The organism is Vibrio litoralis DSM 17657 (assembly GCF_000426765.1).
Taxonomy (GTDB): domain Bacteria; phylum Pseudomonadota; class Gammaproteobacteria; order Enterobacterales; family Vibrionaceae; genus Vibrio; species Vibrio litoralis.
In genome coordinates, this window is the sequence record NZ_AUFZ01000018.1 from 1 (window position 1) to 19,136 (window position 19,136).

General features: G+C 42.7%; 16 protein-coding genes and 1 other annotated feature. Of the genes, 10 read left to right on the forward strand and 6 right to left on the reverse strand.

What is annotated here, in order from left to right:
* Positions 1 to 589 precede the first annotated feature (589 nt).
* On the reverse strand, positions 590 to 1,942 hold the full coding sequence (locus K358_RS0107270; protein WP_027696201.1) for an amidohydrolase family protein: 1,353 nt from the start codon (positions 1,940 to 1,942) through the stop codon (positions 590 to 592).
* Between the two features lie 487 nt (positions 1,943 to 2,429).
* Here K358_RS0107270 and K358_RS0107275 point away from each other — a divergent pair, with 487 nt between their 5' ends.
* From K358_RS0107275 to K358_RS0107295, 5 genes are all read left to right on the forward strand, one after another.
* Positions 2,430 to 3,437, forward strand: coding sequence for an ABC transporter substrate-binding protein (locus K358_RS0107275; protein ID WP_027696202.1), 1,008 nt, complete (start codon positions 2,430 to 2,432; stop codon positions 3,435 to 3,437).
* Positions 3,434 to 4,249 (forward strand): ABC transporter ATP-binding protein, encoded by an 816-nt coding sequence (locus K358_RS0107280; RefSeq protein ID WP_027696203.1) that lies wholly within the window; start codon positions 3,434 to 3,436, stop codon positions 4,247 to 4,249. The genes K358_RS0107275 and K358_RS0107280 overlap by 4 nt, the downstream gene beginning before the upstream one ends.
* A gap of 56 nt (positions 4,250 to 4,305) precedes the next feature.
* Positions 4,306 to 5,079, forward strand: coding sequence for an ABC transporter permease (locus K358_RS0107285; RefSeq protein ID WP_027696204.1), 774 nt, complete (start codon positions 4,306 to 4,308; stop codon positions 5,077 to 5,079).
* A 10-nt stretch (positions 5,080 to 5,089) separates the two neighbouring features.
* On the forward strand, positions 5,090 to 5,563 hold the full coding sequence (locus tag K358_RS0107290) for a nucleoside deaminase (RefSeq protein WP_027696205.1): 474 nt from the start codon (positions 5,090 to 5,092) through the stop codon (positions 5,561 to 5,563).
* A 116-nt stretch (positions 5,564 to 5,679) separates the two neighbouring features.
* Positions 5,680 to 6,669 (forward strand): isopenicillin N synthase family dioxygenase, encoded by a 990-nt coding sequence (locus K358_RS0107295; protein WP_027696206.1) that lies wholly within the window; start codon positions 5,680 to 5,682, stop codon positions 6,667 to 6,669.
* A gap of 64 nt (positions 6,670 to 6,733) precedes the next feature.
* Here K358_RS0107295 and clpB read toward each other — a convergent pair whose 3' ends face one another.
* The 3 genes from clpB to rluD all read right to left on the reverse strand — a co-directional run bounded on the left by clpB (position 6,734) and on the right by rluD (position 11,131).
* Positions 6,734 to 9,310, reverse strand: coding sequence for an ATP-dependent chaperone ClpB (gene clpB, locus K358_RS0107300; RefSeq protein ID WP_027696207.1), 2,577 nt, complete (start codon positions 9,308 to 9,310; stop codon positions 6,734 to 6,736).
* 105 nt (positions 9,311 to 9,415) lie between these two features.
* Positions 9,416 to 10,153 (reverse strand): peptidoglycan editing factor PgeF, encoded by a 738-nt coding sequence (pgeF, locus tag K358_RS0107305; protein ID WP_027696208.1) that lies wholly within the window; start codon positions 10,151 to 10,153, stop codon positions 9,416 to 9,418.
* A gap of 6 nt (positions 10,154 to 10,159) precedes the next feature.
* On the reverse strand, positions 10,160 to 11,131 hold the full coding sequence (rluD, locus tag K358_RS0107310) for a 23S rRNA pseudouridine(1911/1915/1917) synthase RluD (RefSeq protein ID WP_027696209.1): 972 nt from the start codon (positions 11,129 to 11,131) through the stop codon (positions 10,160 to 10,162).
* 160 nt (positions 11,132 to 11,291) lie between these two features.
* On the opposite strand from rluD, the gene K358_RS0107315 reads away from it, so the two are divergent.
* The 4 genes from K358_RS0107315 (at position 11,292) to yjjX (ending at position 14,747) form a co-directional block, all read left to right on the forward strand.
* Positions 11,292 to 12,020 (forward strand): outer membrane protein assembly factor BamD, encoded by a 729-nt coding sequence (locus K358_RS0107315; RefSeq protein ID WP_027696210.1) that lies wholly within the window; start codon positions 11,292 to 11,294, stop codon positions 12,018 to 12,020.
* A 379-nt stretch (positions 12,021 to 12,399) separates the two neighbouring features.
* Entirely contained in the window at positions 12,400 to 12,738 is a 339-nt protein-coding gene (gene hpf, locus K358_RS0107320) for a ribosome hibernation-promoting factor, HPF/YfiA family (protein WP_027696211.1), read from the forward strand.
* Between the two features lie 109 nt (positions 12,739 to 12,847).
* Positions 12,848 to 12,970: a sequence feature (Phe leader region), on the forward strand.
* 10 nt (positions 12,971 to 12,980) lie between these two features.
* A complete protein-coding gene (gene pheA, locus K358_RS0107325) occupies positions 12,981 to 14,201 on the forward strand; it encodes a prephenate dehydratase (protein ID WP_051241234.1) in 1,221 nt (406 codons plus the stop codon).
* Complete coding sequence (yjjX, locus tag K358_RS0107330) at positions 14,202 to 14,747, forward strand: inosine/xanthosine triphosphatase (protein WP_027696213.1); 546 nt, start codon at positions 14,202 to 14,204, stop codon at positions 14,745 to 14,747. It begins immediately after the preceding gene.
* Positions 14,748 to 14,760: 13 nt separating this feature from the next.
* Here yjjX and trpR read toward each other — a convergent pair whose 3' ends face one another.
* A complete protein-coding gene (gene trpR, locus K358_RS0107335) occupies positions 14,761 to 15,099 on the reverse strand; it encodes a trp operon repressor (protein ID WP_051241235.1) in 339 nt (112 codons plus the stop codon).
* A 4-nt stretch (positions 15,100 to 15,103) separates the two neighbouring features.
* Complete coding sequence (locus K358_RS0107340) at positions 15,104 to 17,098, reverse strand: transglycosylase SLT domain-containing protein (RefSeq protein ID WP_027696215.1); 1,995 nt, start codon at positions 17,096 to 17,098, stop codon at positions 15,104 to 15,106.
* A 214-nt stretch (positions 17,099 to 17,312) separates the two neighbouring features.
* On the opposite strand from K358_RS0107340, the gene ettA reads away from it, so the two are divergent.
* Positions 17,313 to 18,980 (forward strand): energy-dependent translational throttle protein EttA, encoded by a 1,668-nt coding sequence (gene ettA / locus K358_RS0107345; protein ID WP_027696216.1) that lies wholly within the window; start codon positions 17,313 to 17,315, stop codon positions 18,978 to 18,980.
* Positions 18,981 to 19,136: the final 156 nt, after the last annotated feature.

The window sequence follows — 19,136 nt, forward strand, 5'->3', positions numbered from 1 at the left end:
TTTAAGATTTTGTGACTCAACGAATACTGACTTCAAAACTATTCTTCTTAAAAGAAGAAGTAACTTTAAAGCTATTACCACTCCAACAGAATGGTAATGAATTGACTGTGCCAATTATTAGTAAACTAATAATCGATTTGGTCACTCAGTTCATTGAAATCATTGTTGCTTCCTCTCTTCGTTAAAAGAGACGAACTATAGTGATTATCATCAACGAGTGCCCACACAGATTGATAGGTTTAAATTGTTAAAGAGCGTTGTTCTTATTGGAAGCACTTGGTGCATCCCGTTGAACAGGGCGGCCATTTTAGCGATTTAAAAGTTCGTGTCAAACACTTTTTTTAAAACTTTTTTCGCAAACCTTTTTGATAAGGTTTTGACCTCTAACTCGTTGCTGCCGTTAGGCTGTGCGCTCCGTGTCAGTGAGGTCGCATTATAGAGATCCGATTCATCTTGGCAAGCACTTTTCATCAAAAACATTAAAAATAAACGTCGTATGCTCACTTTACACTCAAACCTTTATTTATACATATTTACTCTAATTAAACACACAGGTTTTCCACAGAAAAGTAAAAATATAAGGTATATCTCACCTACCAACTCTAGCGAGTAAATCACGAAATGCAGATTTAGCATTAGCTATCAGGCTTTCTTTATCAACTAAACAGCTTTCATTTTGGTAAACCACATTGCCATTTATCATACTGAGTTTTATTTGGGCAGGCTCACCACATAAGATAGGCGCGTATAAATTTGAATGACATCCTTGGTAGCGCACATGGTTTAAATCATAAAGTACAATATCAGCTGCGAAACCTACTTCTATTTTGCCTACCTTATCCAAACCTAATAGCGAAGCCCCATTTTGAGTTCCCCACTTAACGACATTTTCTAGACTCGTACTTGCTGCGCCATGAGTTGCTCTATGTAATAGCCAAGCTAGATTTAGTTCTTGAAGCATAGAGCCCGATTCCGAAGAAGCAGAACCATCAACTCCGATACTGATATTCATCCCCGCTTGTTCCATTTCAATAATAGGAGCGATTCCACTACCCAATCGGCAATTAGACGTAGGGCAATGTGAAATACCGGTTTTTGTTTCAGACAGTGTTCTTATGTCTTGCTCGTTAGCTTGCACTAAATGAGCAAACCAAACATCACTACCAAGCCACTCACATTCTGCGGCATAGTCCACAGCACTTTTCTCGTATTTAGATAACGACTGCTGCTGATCAAACTCCACCTCTAATAAATGAGAGTGCATTCTTAAGTTACGTTGGCGTGCAAAAGACGATAGCTGTTTTAAATCTTCAGCTGGAGATGAATGGATTAAACTCGTGGGTGCCACCACCAACTGCCGCATCGGTATATCGGTATTTTGATGATATAGACTATAGCTATCATCCAAGCGTCGTAACATTAGATCGATAGATTCAGGTTCAACTCCAGCTTTGGCGAGTCCTTTATGTGTTCCTTTGGTTGTCGCGCCACCTCGACAAAGTACCAAGCGTACTCCCATATCTTCCGCCGCTTGCCACACTGCCGCTTCTAATTCAGGTGACGTCTTCGCGTGATAGAGATAATGGTGGTCCGCGCAAGTTGTCACACCAGAACGAATCAAATCATAAAATCCAAGGCATGCTGCGCTGTACATTATTTCTGGTGTAATCTTTGGCCAATATTGATAAGGAACACTAGCAAGCCAATCACCTAGTGGTTTGTTTAGTCCAGCAGGAATACCTTTTAATATAGATTGAGCTAAATGATGGTGGGTATTGACGAAGCCGGGATAAACCACACATTGGCTAGCATCAATCAGCTGTTCACCTTCTTGCAGCAGAAGATCGGAGCCTATTTCCGTTATTACCCCCTTATCTATCCTTATATCTGTTGCTGTTTGTTCCGTAACTATCCCTTGTGCATTTTTAATTAGATATTTCATGATCACTCCATCACTATCTTTCGACATGATATGAGCAATGTCCCAGCGCCAAAGCACCTAACCGCTTCTACTCATCTAACATAACATTCATACTCAGCTAGCAATTAATAAGCCAGAAAGTCATTCCCTCTATATATAGCTTTATATTGTTCAGAATAAGAAATGTTGCACCAAATAAATGCACAGTTAACTTTCTGCACTTTTTCAACGCAATCCACTGCACCAAAACGCTCCCTAGATATAAAGGTAGAGCAAAATGTTAGCTGTTAAATAAATGTTATTTCTAACAATAAATCTATTTTTCGTTTTTTTATATACATCTGGCATAGCGTTTGCTCTGTTAACTATGTGTGACAACCACAGCTGTGAGTAGAAGCGGTTAGATGCAAAACATCGGGACATTGCTCACCATTACCAAAAATTGCCAAAGTGCTGAATGAATCATCATTAAGCCAATATGGAATTATATTGAGTAAAGGAGAACCAAATGAAACTTTCAATCAAGCAATGCATCCACTTAACGTTAACCACAGCTGCACTATCCACCAGCGTCAATGTCTTGGCCGCGGACAAAGTCAACTTCCAGCTCGACTGGCTACCGGGGGGAGATAAAGCACCGGTTTATGTTGCCGTTCAGCAAGGCTTTTTTGCCGAACAAGATCTTGATGTCACCATTCGACAAGGTAAAGGATCAACCGATGCCATCACTAAAGTTGCCACCGGTACTGCAGACATAGGCTCATCTGATCTCGTGTCACTATTAGTCGCCAAGGCCAATGATGATGTGCCAGTGAAAGCGGTATATTCTGTCTTCAGCAAAGCGCCTTATGCTTTTTATGTATTAGAAGATTCAGGCATTAACTCAGTCAAAGATGTTGCTAATAAAAGTGTGGCAACCTCTCCTTTCACTTCTGCTAACGTATTCTTACCCCTACTGCTGCGTAAAAATCATGTTGATGAAAGCAGCGTAAAAGTCACCAAAGCCGATCCGGGCGCACTCAATCCAATGCTGATCACCGGCAAATCAGATGTAATGATCTCTTGGGTCACCGATACCGTTAAAAACCAAAGCCAAGCTAAGGCAGTAGGAAAGAAATTGAAGATCCTACCTTGGCATGATGCAGGGTTAGATTTTTATTCCTCTTCACTTATTGCCAGTGATCGTTTCTTAGCGGAAAAGCCCGATGTCGCGAAACGCTTTATCAAAGCTTACGCAAAAGCCGTTGCCTATACATGGGAACATCCGCAGCAAAGCGCGCAAGATGTTCATAAAATGGTGCCAGAAGTGGATACGCAACAAGCCGCCGATACTATTATGTCGATTAAAGACTTAGTGATTAATGAAGTCAGTAATAAAGATGGCATCGGTGCCTTTACCCCAGAGCGTCTTGCTGAAACCTGGAAGTGGACAGCGGAAGCTCAACAACTCGACGTCAATAAATTTGATCCTGAAAGCGCTATTTCTCGTGACTTTATGCCGGGAGGTAAATCATGAACCCTTTTGTTTCTTTCAAACAAGTTGGCCACACCTACCACAGTGACAATGGCTCGGTAAAAGTGTTAAACAACGTCAATTTTGATGTTGAGAAGAACCAGTTTATTTCGATCGTTGGTCCTTCAGGTTGTGGTAAATCCACCTTGCTGAGATTACTTTCAGGATTAATGCAATCGACCGAAGGCCAAGTCGAAATCTTTGGCCGCCAAGTCACCGAACCGAGAGAAGACATCGGAATTGTTTTTCAAAAGCCGACCTTACTGCCGTGGAAGAATGTACTCGAAAACGTATTGTTTCCACTCAAACATAAGTTTGGTCATATCACCAATAAAGAGCGTGACTTTGCTAAACAGCTGATCAACAAAGTGGGATTAAAATACTTTCATAACAGCATGCCGGATCAACTCTCCGGCGGTATGCAACAACGAGTAGGCATTGCACGAGCGCTGTTACTTGATCCTGACATTTTAATTATGGATGAGCCATTTTCCGCACTGGATGCACTGACCCGAGAAGAAATGGGCTTTGAGTTACTACGCCTGTGGAATGAGAAGCCTAAAACCGTGTTATTTATTACTCACTCGATATCTGAAGCGGTCTTACTGTCAGACAAAGTACTAGTGATGGGCCCTCGTCCAAGTACCGTGGTAGAAGAAATTAATATCGATCTACCTAGACCTAGAACACTTGAGACCATTCAACATCGACTATTTGCTGAATACACAGGGAAAATCAGAGAGCACTTTTACTCCCCCCCTTCAACTCAGCAAGAAAACGAAAGCAATATCTCTCAAATAAGGACTGTCGCCTAGCCTAAAGCTAACTAGCGATACTCTTTATTCATACGACGTCACTATAAGGAAATAGTATGTCTATTAAAAAGCTTTATAAAAATAGCCTACCATTACTGGCGATGCTGGCTATTCTACCGGTATGGGAAATCATCTGCCGCGCATTTGAGATCCCTAACTTTATTTTGCCAGCACCATCGGCAATCGCAGAAGCCTTTATGCAAGTCTCGGCTGAACGCTGGCTCGATAATCTCTGGGCAACATTAAGAATCGCATTATTAGGGTTTGGCTTATCGCTGTTAGTCAGTATTCCTTTAGCGATAATGATGGTCAGCTCCAAGTTTTTAACTAAAGCGGTTTTCCCACTACTAGTGATCGTACAATCCACACCAGTGGTTGCCATTGCGCCACTACTTATTGTGATTTTAGGTACAGGAGATGCTCCACGTTTAGCCATCACCTGCTTAATTACCTTCTTCCCATTAGTGGTTTCTGCGACAACCGGCATGTTATCTACCCCATCAGAATTAATCGAGTTATCCAAGTCACTCAATGTGTCGCGAGCAAAAACCATTTGGCAAATTCGCCTACCTTATGCCATTCCTCACATCTTTAGTGGTGTCAAAGTGGCCATTACGCTGTCGGTAATTGGCGCGGTTATTTCAGAATTTGTCGCTGCCGAAAAAGGTCTAGGCTACTTTGTTCAATTCTCAACGTCATACTTCAAAATCCCGCAAGCTTTTGCAGCCCTAGTCTTTCTCTCTGCGGTAAGCATGTTGTTATTTAAATCCGCGCATTGGATCCAAAAAGGTTTCTTCGCTTGGAGTTTACCTCAAGATAAAAGCCATTAAGGAGCGAGCCATGACACCAGAACAAGACAAAAAACACTTACAGCAAAGTCTCGATTTAGCTGAAAAAGCCAAGCAGCAAGGCATTCACCCTTTTGCGGCAATTTTAGTCAATGCTCAAGGCGAAGTGTTGCTTAAAGAGATTAATGGCTATCTACCAAATAAAGATATGACCGGCCATGCTGAGCGATTAATTATGACGGAAGCGAGTCAAAAATATCGCCCTGATTATATGAAAGACTGTACTCTGTATATTTCTGCCGAACCTTGCGCTATGTGCGCCGGAGCGATTTATTGGGCGGGCGTAGGGCGAGTGGTTTACGGATTAAGTGAACATCGGCTAAAACAAATCACCGGTAATCACCCCGAGAACCCAACCTTAGATCTACCTTGTCGCACTGTTTTTTCAGCAGGACAACGACCGATGGAAATCATTGGTCCACTGATGGAAGAGCAAGCGGCGCAAATACATGATGGAGTTTGGTAAACCTTCTTATACATAACAGAATAAACACAACAGGAGTAGAAGCGGTCTGTAATGGGTAACCATTGCTGGGCATTGCTCCAATCACTAAGCACACGCTTAACTATTGGAGAAATAATATGACAACGACAGCTTACGCACTGGATGAACTGCAATTTGAAACCACCATCGGCGGAAAAGGGATTGATGCAGAACATAGCAATATTCCCATCATTGATATGAGCCAATTTGAATCTCGCCGAGCTGAGATCACAGAAGAACTATGGCAAGCCGCCACCCAAGTCGGTTTCTTTCAAATTAAAAACCATTCCATTGCTCTAAAAGATATTGAACACGCCTTTCAACTTAGCGAGCAATTGTTCTCTCTTCCTCAACAACAAAAACAGCCGTTAAGCCTAAAACCGGGGAAAAATGCCGGTTGGGAATTTAAGCAACAGGTTCGCCCTTCCACTGGTACTGCCGATCAAAAAGAATCCTACCAAATCACGCGTCCTCACATGGAAGGGATATGGCCAACCCAAGCGCCTCTAGCCATTTTCCAGCAAGACATGCTCAACTTTGAATCTCAAGCATGGCAACTCGGTATGAATATCCTGTCTTGTTTTGCCGATAAACTGGGATTTGAACGCGACTTTTTCACTCAAGTTCACCAACCGAGTTCAGAGCAATATCAAAGTACATTAAGGTTGCTTCACTATTTACCAATGGCGCAACTGCCACAAGACGAAGAACATTGGCGCGCGGGCGCTCATACTGATTTTGATTGTTTGACTATGGTATTCCAACAACCGAATCAAGGCGGACTACAAGTTGCCGCGGGGAAGGATTCTCAGCATCAACAAGTGTGGAGTAATGTAGTACCACAAGCTGGCGTGATCACTTGTAATATTGGCGATATGTTAATGCGTTGGAGTGATGATAAGTTAAAATCGACATTGCACCGCGTTCGTATGCCCTACCCTGAAGAAAATCAAGGTTCACGCTATAGCATGGCATTTTTCTGTCAGGCCAATAAAGATCAAGTGATTCAAGGGCCGAATAAAAAATATCAGGCAATGACTGCCGAAGAGTATTTGAACATGAGAATTCAGGCGAACTTTTCGAAATAAGCTGAATGATAACAAATAAAAAAGGGAGCAATTAATTGCTCCCTTTTATTCATTGACGATTTAATTAAGACTGATGAGCGACGATCTCATCATCTTTCACCGTTAGATGGACTTTCTGTCCAGGAATTAGCTCCCCAGCCAGAATCGAACGAGCCAACGGGTTTTCAACCATTTGTTGGATCGCACGTTTCAATGGACGAGCACCATAAACCGGGTCAAATCCGACTGCTGCAACCAAGGACAACACGTCTTCGTTCACCTCTAATTCATATTCTTTTTCCGCCATACGTTGACGTAGGCGATCAAGTTGAATCGAGGCAATTGACTTAATTTGCTCTTGACCTAATGGATGGAAGACGACACTTTCATCCACACGGTTCAAGAACTCAGGTCTAAAGTGTTGGCTGACGATCTCCATTACTTCGGCTTTCATCGATTCATATGTCGAGGTCATCGCTTTTTCTTGAATTCGATCAGAACCTAAGTTGGATGTCATGATCACCACGGTATTTTTAAAATCTACCGTCCGGCCTTGGCCATCAGTCAAACGTCCATCATCTAACACTTGCAGTAAAATATTAAATACATCTGGATGCGCTTTTTCTACCTCATCAAGTAAAATCACCGAGTAAGGTTTGCGGCGGACCGCTTCGGTTAGGTAGCCACCTTCTTCGTAGCCAACATAACCCGGAGGCGCCCCGACTAAACGAGACACCGAATGTTTCTCCATAAACTCCGACATATCAATACGAACCATCGCATCTTCACTATCAAACATAAAGTTCGCTAATGTTTTACATAGCTCGGTTTTACCTACCCCGGTTGGGCCTAAGAATAAGAAAGAGCCAATCGGTTTATTCGGATCCGATAACCCAGCACGACTACGACGAATCGCATTCGACACTACATCTACCGCTTCTTTCTGGCCAATCACACGTTCATGTAACACCGTTTCCATCGAAAGTAATTTAGCTTTCTCAGCTTCGAGCATTTTCGATACTGGAATACCGGTTTGGCGTGATAGCACTTCAGCAATCTCAGCATCCGTCACGCGATTTTTAAGCAACGTCAGCTCAATATTCTCGGCTTGTGAGGCATTCTCCAATTGCTTTTCTAGCTCTGGGATCTTGCCATACTGCAACTCAGACATGCGTTGCAAATCACCAGCACGACGAGCCACATCCATATCCAATCGAGCCTGTTCCAACTCAGTTTTAATATGCTGAGTACCAGAAAGTGAAGCTTTTTCGGTTTTCCACACTTCTTCTAGCTCAGAATATTCACGCTCTTTCTCTTCCAGTTCTTGGTTAAGAATCGCAAGACGCTTGGTACTTGCTGCGTCACTTTCGTTTAACAGTGCTTGCTGCTCGATTTTTAATTGAATAATACGACGATCTAAACGATCCATCGATTCCGGCTTAGAATCCATTTGGATACGAATGCTCGATGCCGCTTCATCAATCAAATCGATCGCCTTATCTGGCAACTGCCGATCCGATACATAACGATTAGATAAGCTTGCCGCCGCCACAATCGCAGGATCGGTAATTTCAACATGGTGATGCAGCTCATAACGCTCTTTCAAACCACGTAAAATCGCAATGGTATCTTCAACCGTAGGTTCATCCACCAGCACTTTTTGGAAACGACGCTCTAGTGCCGGATCTTTTTCGACATATTGACGATATTCATCCAGCGTCGTCGCCCCCACACAGTGAAGCTCACCACGAGCCAAAGCAGGCTTCAGCATATTACCGGCATCCATAGAGCCTTCGCCTTTCCCCGCCCCCACCATGGTATGCAATTCATCGATGAACAAAATCACGTTGCCGTCTTCTTGTGCCAGTTCATTCAATACCGCTTTTAGGCGTTCTTCAAATTCACCGCGGTATTTCGCACCAGCGATCAATGCGCCCATATCTAACGAAAGCACCCGACGATTACGTAACCCTTCCGGTACTTCGTTATTAACGATACGCAGTGCTAAACCTTCAACGATCGCCGTCTTACCAACACCCGGTTGACCAATCAATACAGGGTTGTTTTTGGTACGACGTTGCAAAACCTGAATGGTGCGACGAATTTCATCATCACGCCCAATCACAGGATCAAGTTTGCCCTGCTCAGCTCGTTCGGTTAGATCAATAGTGTACTTTTCTAACGCTTGACGTTTTTCTTCCGCATTCGGATCGTCAACATTTTGTCCACCACGGATCTCATCAATCGCTTTAGTGACATTCGCTTTATTTAAACCAAACTCTTTAAACATTTTGCCTAGCGGACCGTTATCTTCCACCGCTGCCAGCAAAAATAGTTCAGAAGAGATGTAACTGTCTTTACGTTGTTGAGCAATTTTATCGCAGACGTTTAGTAAGTTACCTAAGCTCTTAGAAGCTTGAACATCACCACCAATACCAGTGACTTTAGGTAATTTATCCAACTCTTGAGCAACTTTAGATCGCAGTTGAGTGGCATCAATTCCTAGCATGGTAAAAATAGGACGAATAGTGCTGCCATCTTGATTAAGCAATGCTTGCATTAAATGCACTGGCTCGATGAATTGATGATCACGGCCTAGCGCAAGAGATTGCGCATCAGAAATGGCAAGCTGGAATTTACTGGTAAATTTATCGAAACGCATAATAAGCCTCCACTCTAAGAAAGTTATCAAAGAGATACATTAGTTATGGCTTATAAATGGATGCTAAGGAGGATCTTTTCAAGTAGAAAAAGTGAATTACTTTATTTACTCAATCCAAATAAAGGTCGCTTGTCTGCCTGTCACGCCATCTCGGCGGTAAGAATAGAAGTTTTCTGGCTCAGAGAAAGTGCAACGTTGGCTAGCAAACACTTGCTCAATTCCAGCTTGGTTTAATCGCTGAGTTGCTAAAATCGACATATCAGCCAACCACTTGTTGGAATGAGATGGATGCTGAATGAAAGCATCTTGGGCATGGCTATCGTGCTGGGTGAAGGTTTGATAAACATCTTCTCCCACTTCAAATGCACTTGGTCCAATTGCAGGACCTAACCAAGCCATCACCTGACTCGGCTTAGTAAATTGCTGCACGGCATTTTCTAAAATACCATCAGCAAGTCCACGCCAACCTGCATGAACCGCTGCAACTTGAGTACCATCAGTATTGGTTAACAGTACTGGTAAGCAATCAGCCGTCATCACAGCACAAACAATTTTATTGTGACTCGTGATTGAACCATCGGCATCTAACACTTGTTGTGTTGGTTTGAATAGTTCAACCACTTTGGTCGAGTGGGTTTGATTTAACCAAACCGGTGACGTCGGCATATTATGCAACTGCACGATTTCATCACGATTGGCTTGAACAATATTGCTGTCATCATTGACGTGCATACCAAGATTTAACCCTTGATAAACACCGGTTGATGCTCCTCCCAAACGAGTAGAGCCAAACGCTTTGACGTTTTTAGGCGCAGGCCAATTGGGTAGAACAATATTATTCATCTCACCTTATTCCTCTTCGAAGTTTTCTTTCGCATCTTTGCGCAATGCTTCCGTCATCACCACCATGTCATGTGGAATCGGCGCATGGAACTTCATTTCTTCGCCCGTTGCAGGGTGAACAAACTTCAACATTACCGCGTGTAGCGCTTGGCGATCAAAACTTCGAATCATATTCGTTAGTTCAGGTGAAGCCCCTTTAGGAATACGCGCACGGCCGCCATAAGCAATATCACCTAATAATGGATGTTGAATATATGACATGTGAACACGGATTTGGTGAGTACGGCCCGTTTCAAGACGTAAACGAATACGAGTATGAACACGGAAATGCTCCGCCACACGGTAGTGAGTGACCGCTGGTTTACCTAATTCGTTTACCGCCATTAAGGTACGTTTGTTTGGGTGACGACCAATTGGCTTTTCAACCATGCCACCGGCAGTCATATTACCAAGGATGATTGCTTCATATTCACGAGTGATTCTACGTTTTTGCAAGGCACGAACTAAGCGAGTTTGTGTTTGAACCGTTTTCGCCACTACCATCAAACCGGTAGTGTCTTTATCTAAACGGTGCACAATACCTGCTCGAGGTACTTCAGCAATCGCAGGGTAGTGGTGCAACAATGCATTCAATACCGTGCCATCCGGCGTACCTGCGCCCGGGTGAACAACAAAATCTCTAGGCTTATTAATTACTAATAAATGATCGTCTTCATAAACGATATCAAGAGGAATATCTTGAGCTTCCCAACGTTCTTCATCTTCAAGTTCGGCTAACAAAGTAATCGCTTCCCCGCCCATAACGCGGATACGAGGTTTAGTGATGACTTCACCGTCCACTTGAACCTTGCCTTCAAGCAACCATTCTTTTAAGCGTGAACGTGAGAATTCTGAAAATAATTCGGCAATCGCTTGATCTAAGCGTTGACCTAATTGAGAATCTTTAACTGTATCGGTGCGTGTTATCTGCTGAGCCATATCGAACTTTTTAAAAAACCATGAGACTAATACCCATTAATATGGATAAAATAGGGCTATTCACCGTTATTGGTAAAATAGTGTTATTCACTATTGTATCTGTTAAGTTGTAAGAAGTAACGGACGCGATAAATTTAATTCAAGGAATTTTCTCCTCACGATGAAACGCCAATACCTTTTGGGACTTATTTCCCTACTCTTTCTTGCTGGCTGTGCTGACAACAAAGACGCAGTACCAGACATTCCGCCATCGGATCTTTACACTCAAGCTCAACAAGAACTTCAAGCTGGTAGCTGGGCTGGAGCAATTAAAAAGTTCGAAGCATTAGATTCTCGCTACCCATTTGGTCCATATTCAGACCAAGTACAGTTAGATTTGATTTTTGCCTACTACAAAAATGGTGACTACCCACTAACTTTAGCCACAATTGAGCGATTTACCCGTTTAAATCCGACTCATGAACGTTCTGACTGGGTGTTATACATGCGCGGCTTAACTCATATGGCGCAAGATTCAAACTTTATGCACTCGCTATTTAACATGGATCGTCACGATAGAGATCCTGAGCCAGTAAAAGCGGCCTTTATTGATTTCAAACGTTTACTAGAGCGCTACCCTGATAGCCTATATGCGGCAGATTCACGTGCTCGTTTGAATTCATTAAAAAACCGTTTAGCCGAATATGATCTCTCTTCTGCCGATTTTTATTTACGTCGCGAAGCTTGGGTGGCTGCGATCAACCGCTGCCAAGAGATCCAAAAGACCTACCCGGATACTATTGCAGCGCGAGATTCATTAAAGATACAGCTAGAAGCCTATAAAGAGCTTGGGTTAGATGATGCGGTTAAACGTACTGAACAACTTATCGAGCTTAACAAAAAGAAGTAGTCGAATACTGAAAGCGTAATCGAATAGAGAAACAACGAAAAAGCAGCTTCGGTTGCTTTTTTTGTTTTAAAAAATGGATAAATGAGAGTTTGAGTAGGTGTAGTACAGTAAAGATGTGTAGATAAAATAAGCGCCCTAATTTCAGGCTCAAACAGCGTCCCTAAAAACGTTAATCTCTAGTAGCCATTCCATTTAATCTACTTAAATTCAGATAAATAACAAGCCTTTTCAACCTCTAATATCACCAGCTTTTGTCTAGGATCACATTTACTTCATCAAGCCATAAATCCATTATAAAACTTGATATTGATCACGTTTATTTCAGCGCAAAACAGTAATCTGAAGTTAACGAATCAAGGACAAAGAGGATAAATAGCCTATGAAACTAAACATTACTGGTAAGAATATTGAAGTGACCTCTTCCATCCGTGACCATATTGAGGCTAAGTTTAAAAAATTAGAAAAATGGCAAATTGATCTGATTAGTTGCCAAGCTACCATCAGTACAGAGCCAGGTAAACAACAGAAAATTGAAGCCACAATTAGTGTGCCAAAAGGACAACTGGTTGCTTCCGCATCCAATGAAGATTTATACAAAGCGATTAATGAGGTAGAGCAAAAACTCGAACGGCAACTTAATAAGCTCAGCCATAAACCTGAAGCAAAACGTGCTCAGACAGAAAAACCAGAATTAGAAGAAGAGATCGAAGAAATTTAAGATTCAATAGACACGAATGGTATGGCGCTCAATTGAGCGCCATTTTTTTGCTTGACGCTTTCCCTGCGCTTGCTTATGGTACTGTCTCATCCAAGGAAATTAATACTATGCATTCATTTACTCTGTTCTTTTTTGGCTTCTTTTTTCCATCCTAATCGGTGGGGCTAGATGTCGTTTTAAAAATAAGCCAAAAACGGACAGAAAGCCTCCCACTCTGGGGGGCTTTTTTATAGGAAATACACATGACCAAGCAGCACAGCTCTTCTTCACCAAGTACCAACGACTCTCAACCTAGCCTATCTTTAGAGGCGATTCGACTTCGCTTAAATGAACTCGATGACCAACTGCTAAAAATCTTATCTGAGCGCCGGTCATTAAGTCTTGATGTCGCCAAAAGCAAAGTCGAAACGGCCAAGCCTGTTCGTGACGCGCAACGTGAGCAAGAACTGCTGGTCAAACTGATTAATAATGGCAAAGATAAATATCAACTCGATGCACCTTATATCACTAAGATTTTTCACACCATTATTGAAGATTCCGTACTACTGCAGCAAGCCTACCTACAGAACCTAGCCAATCCACAAGAAATCCGTAAGCCGTTAGCTCGGGTGGCTTTCTTAGGTTCTAAAGGCTCTTATTCACACCTTGCTAGTCTTGAATATTTCAGCCGCAAAAACACCGAACTGATTGAGATTAACTGTAAGCACTTTCAAGAAGTCACCTCAACCGTTGAATCAGGCCATGCAGATTTCGGCGTACTACCTATTGAAAACACAAGTTCAGGTTCCATCAATGAAGTGTATGACCTACTACAACATACGACGCTATACATTGTGGGTGAGATGACATTGCCAATTGAGCATTGCTTATTAGCCCCGCAAGAGATGCGCCTAGAAGACATCAAAACGCTTTACTCTCACCCTCAACCTCACCAACAATGCAGTGAGTTTTTAAGTCGCTTAGACGATGTTTCATTAGAATCATGTGTCAGTACCGCGGATGCGATGCAAAAAGTGAAAGAACTTAAGCGCCCAGATGTCGCGGCAATTGGTAACTCAACCACCGGCAAACTTTACGGCTTACAAGTCGTGAAAGAAAACATTGCTAATCAAACCGAAAACCACACACGCTTTATTATCGTGGCACGTAAGCCTATCGAAGTATCGACTCAAATCCCGGCCAAAACCACGCTGATCATGTCGACTTCCCAAGAAGCGGGCTCGCTAGTACAAACCTTGTTAGTGCTGCAACGTTACGGTATCAATATGACAAAACTAGAGTCACGTCCAATCATGGGCAACCCTTGGGAAGAAATGTTCTATGTCGATTTAGAAGCGCATTTAGATTCAGTCGAAATGCAGCAATCGATCAGCGAATTAACCAAAATCACTCGCCACCTAAAAGTGCTGGGGTGCTACCCAATCGAAAACATCAAACCGACTCAAGTCAAACTGGAAGGCTAAATGAAAAGCTGTAAAAAAGTGGTGGTCGCCTCATTAAACCCAGCCAAAATAAAAGCGGTAGAAAGCGCCTTTACTGCCAGTTTTCCTGAGACTGAATTTCTATTTGAAGGGGTGTCGGTCGCCAGTGAAGTACCGGATCAACCAATGAATGATCAGGAAACTAAACAAGGGGCGCTGAACCGAGTACACAATGCTCAAACGGCAATCTCGGATGGCGATTTTTATGTTGGATTAGAAGCGGGAATTGCAGAACCGTTTACTTACGCTTGGATGATTATCGAAAGTAGCCCTAGCGTAGGGAAGATACAACGCGGTGAATCACGTTCAGCTTGCTTAATGCTGCCCCCAGTAGTGCTTGAGAAGGTCAAACAAGGCAAAGAGCTAGGCCATGTCATGGATGAAGTCTTTGCGACTGACAACATTAAACAAAAAGGTGGTGCGATAGGCTTGCTAACACACCACCAATTGACCAGAAGTTCGGTTTACCATCAAGCGCTAGTTCTGGCATTGATTCCATTTTTAAATGCCGAACACTTCCCGCTTTAAACTATCTCGATAATTAAGCCTTATCCGCAGCAGCTTGCAACATCGCTTGCAGTTGCTGCTTTTGCTCTGGTTGCAGCTTTTTCAGCTCAGAAGAACCACGAGTAATCGTCGCGACACCAACCCCTAGCATTTGACTAATTTGACGCTGAGAGCACTCACCTTTCATCAGCTCATGTAAGATATTCATACGAGCTAATAAGGCTTCTCTCTCATCATAGGTTAATAGCATCGACAGTAAAAAATCCAACTGTTCTTGCTGACAAGAATGCCCTAGTAGCGCCAATACATCTTGCCAATTAACAAATTCAGGTGCCGGTTCATCATTATGGATTTGCTGCTTTGATTTATCCATCAGATTAATATTTTTCCTTTACTTCTTGAGGGGTTAAAAACGCCCCACCTTGACCAAGCAAATTACGATAATAGGTTTCAAACATTAGAATATTTTGCACATAACCACGTGTTTCATCAAAAGGAATCGCTTCAATAAATGAGTACGCATCAACACTTTGATTAGTACGTGCGCGCCACTGTTTCACGCGGTACGGTCCTGCATTATAAGCGGCAAAAGCAAAAATTCTATTATGATTAAAGTCATCCAGTAAGCCACCAAGATAAGAACTGCCTATCTCAATGTTCTTTTGGATATCATACAACTCGTCAGCACCACTGTATTCTAGGTCATACACATCTGCAGTATGCTGAGCGGTTGTCGGCATAATTTGCATGATCCCTCTCGCGCCAACGGGAGAGCGGGCTTCGACATCCAAAGCACTTTCTTGACGCGCCAAAGACATCAAGGTAATGAGTGGAACATTGTTTTGTTCTGAATAGAAGTTAAACCACCAGCGGTGCGCAATTGGAAAACGTAGACTCGTGTAATCCCACATTTTCGCTTCAATCGTTCCTACTACAGCAAAATTATGCCAGCGCTTATTGGTGGCGTACTTCACTAATGCTTTCTTTTCACTTTTGGTGCTGTGCCATAACAACCAACGCCATTCACTTTTCGCCGCATAAATTTTATCGACCGCGATCATTTCAGCAATCCGATCAAGCGCTACTTGGTTTTTCGAAATATCAGGCAGTTTTTCATTCAAAATCTTACTTTGATAGCGAATTGGCTCACCCAGCAAGTCTGCTGCGGCAGCACTATAAAAGTTACGCTGGCCTAACATCTTCTTTAAACGTTGAGTCGCTTGTTTATCTTTACCTTGAGCAAACTCCACTCGCGCTAACCAGTATTGCCAACGCAAGCTTTCCTGGTCCTCTTTCGGCAGCTTATTGATCCATTGAGATAAATCATGCCAGTCACCATTTTGAATCGCAATACGAGCGCGTCGTTCAAGACGATTGGTTAGCCCTTGCTTGCTCAGCATTTGATCGCGCCATTTTGCTAGCTTACTTGAACTGGTGTTCATCAACCAAGCACTGGCGTAGTTAGATAATTCAACCTGCGCAGACTGAGGCAACTTTTGCCCTTTTATTACCTGATCGTAATCTTCCACCGCTTTAGCAGTATCTTTACGAATTAATTGTCTAAATGCATATTCGGTTAACTGCTGGTTGAATGGGGTAATTTTTGACTTTTTACTGAACTCTAATACCTGACTTGGATCGGCATATAAAGCTTGTAGATCTTTCGATTGACGCTTAGCTTGCTCGCTAGTCAGCATATTATCTAGATATTTGAATAAGCGTGAATTGCTCGATTTGAAACCGAGTAACATACGCTGCAAAATGATCTCATCATCACGCAAGCCAGCTTTCGCCCATTCATCAAACAAAGGATCACAAGCCGAAGACACACTACTTCCGGTTAGCCATAAATCTTGCGCGCCTTTATAAGCTTGTTCTTTTTCACCTTGCGTCCACTTAGCAAAATAGTAGTGGCAACGATATCGTTGATCTCTAGGCTCTTCGGTTTGATATTCCGTTAGTAACTTCCATTGGTTGGTTTTGGCTAACGCATCAAGATAATTGGCCCTTACGCGAGCTGAAAATGGAAAAGATTGGTACTTTTCAGTAAAGCTATTCACCTCTTCAGGTGTTCGATGTTCGATATCGGTCAGAAAAACTCGGTAATCCACATAAGGCGTTAACGGATAATTGGCAATTTGTGGACGAAGTTCTTGATACGCCTGCACATCGTCTTTATCGAGTAAGTCTTGAGCTTGCTCATAAATTTGCCTTTGAAGCTCAAGTGGTGATAATTTTTTCTCTGTTGAATCAGTAATTTTAGACTCTTTCACGTGAGTAGCACTAATCGACTGAGCAGTAACGGAAGCGGCCGATAACGCTGCACTCACCGATACCACACAAAGAAATAAAGTCTTTTTACAATTCAGCATGAACTTGACACTTCCCTGATAATGAATTCACAAATCACGTGAAATTATAAATATTGATAAATTTTAATGAGTTGAGTTCACTGTTACTTTCAAAAAAAAACAACTTACTCGATAAGCATAATACCCTTGTTTACATTCATCTAGTGTGAATCTTATGTGAGAAAGAGTAAACTAAGCTTTTCAATTTATTCTCAAGAATAGGATCCGAGCGGCTATGGCTGAATACGTCTATACCATGTCTCGTGTGAGCAAAATTGTGCCACCGAAACGTCAAATATTGAAAGATATCTCACTAAGCTTTTTTCCTGGTGCCAAAATTGGTGTTCTAGGCCTAAACGGTGCAGGTAAATCGACCCTACTTCGTATCATGGCTGGTATTGATACCGATATTGATGGTGAAGCACGCCCTCAACCAGGTCTTAATATTGGCTACCTTCCTCAAGAACCGATACTGGATGAATCTAAAACGGTACGTGAAATTGTAGAAGAAGCGGTGGCAGATGTCGCAGATGCATTAAAACGAATTGATGCGGTTTACGCAGCCTACGCTGAACCTGACGCCGATTTTGATGCGCTTGCGAAAGAACAAGGCGAACTGGAAGCATTAATCCAAGCTAAAGATGGTCACAACCTAGAAAATGCTCTAGAGCGTGCCGCAGACGCCCTTCGTCTTCCTGAATGGGATGCCAAAATTGAACACCTTTCTGGTGGTGAACGTCGCCGTGTGGCTATTTGTCGTCTATTGCTTGAAAAGCCAGATATGTTACTACTTGATGAACCAACCAACCACTTAGATGCTGAATCTGTCGCTTGGCTTGAGCACTTCCTAGTCGATTACAGCGGAACTGTGGTAGCGATCACCCACGACCGTTACTTCCTGGATAATGCTGCTGGTTGGATTTTAGAGCTTGACCGTGGTGAAGGTATTCCATGGCAAGGTAACTACACCTCATGGTTAGAACAAAAAGATGAGCGTTTAGCGCAAGAAGCGTCATCTGAAAATGCTCGTAAGAAAACCATCGAGAAAGAGTTAGAGTGGGTTCGTCAAAATCCAAAAGGCCGTCAAGCGAAATCCAAAGCCCGTATGGCGCGCTTTGAAGAGCTGAACCAAACCGATCACCAAAAACGGAATGAAACCAACGAGCTGTTTATTCCGCCAGGTGAACGTTTAGGCGATAAAGTGCTTGAAGTGAAAAACCTAACCAAGTCATTTGGTGATCGCGTTCTTATTGATAACCTCTCTTTCAGCATGCCGAAAGGTGCCATTGTTGGTATCGTTGGTGCCAACGGTGCGGGTAAATCAACGCTATTCAAAATGTTAAGTGGTACTGAGCAACCAGATTCAGGCACCGTTGAACTAGGTGAAACAGTGAAACTGGCTTCGGTTGATCAATTCCGTGACAGCATGAATGATAGCAACACCGTTTTCCAAGAAATCTCGGAAGGCTCTGATATCATCAAGATCAACAACTTTGAAATTCCAGCGCGCGCTTACTGTTCACGCTTTAACTTCCGTGGTTCTGATCAACAAAAAATCATTGGTGAGCTTTCTGGTGGTGAACGTAACCGTGTCCACCTTGCCAAACTGCTTAAAGCCGGCGGCAACGTGTTACTACTCGATGAACCAACCAATGATTTGGACGTTGAAACGCTACGTGCACTTGAAGAAGCCTTACTTGAGTTTCCAGGTTGTGCCATGGTTATCTCGCATGACCGTTGGTTCCTAGACCGTATCGCCACGCACATTCTTGATTACCGTGATGAAGGCCAAGTGAACTTCTACGAAGGTAACTACACTGAGTACAGCGAGTGGTTGAAACAAACTTTAGGTGCAGCGGCTGCTGAACCTCACCGCATCAAGTATAAGCGTGTAACTAAGTAGTTATGGACTAGGTAGTCATCTATTAGCCTGCCTAAACTGCTACCAACCACTAAAGCCATTGCTCTATGTGATGGCTTTATTTTTTCTGTTTAGATTTCCGAATTGGTTTCCTCGTCTCAAAATGAGAACAGCGCTGTAAATTTTATCGCCTAATTT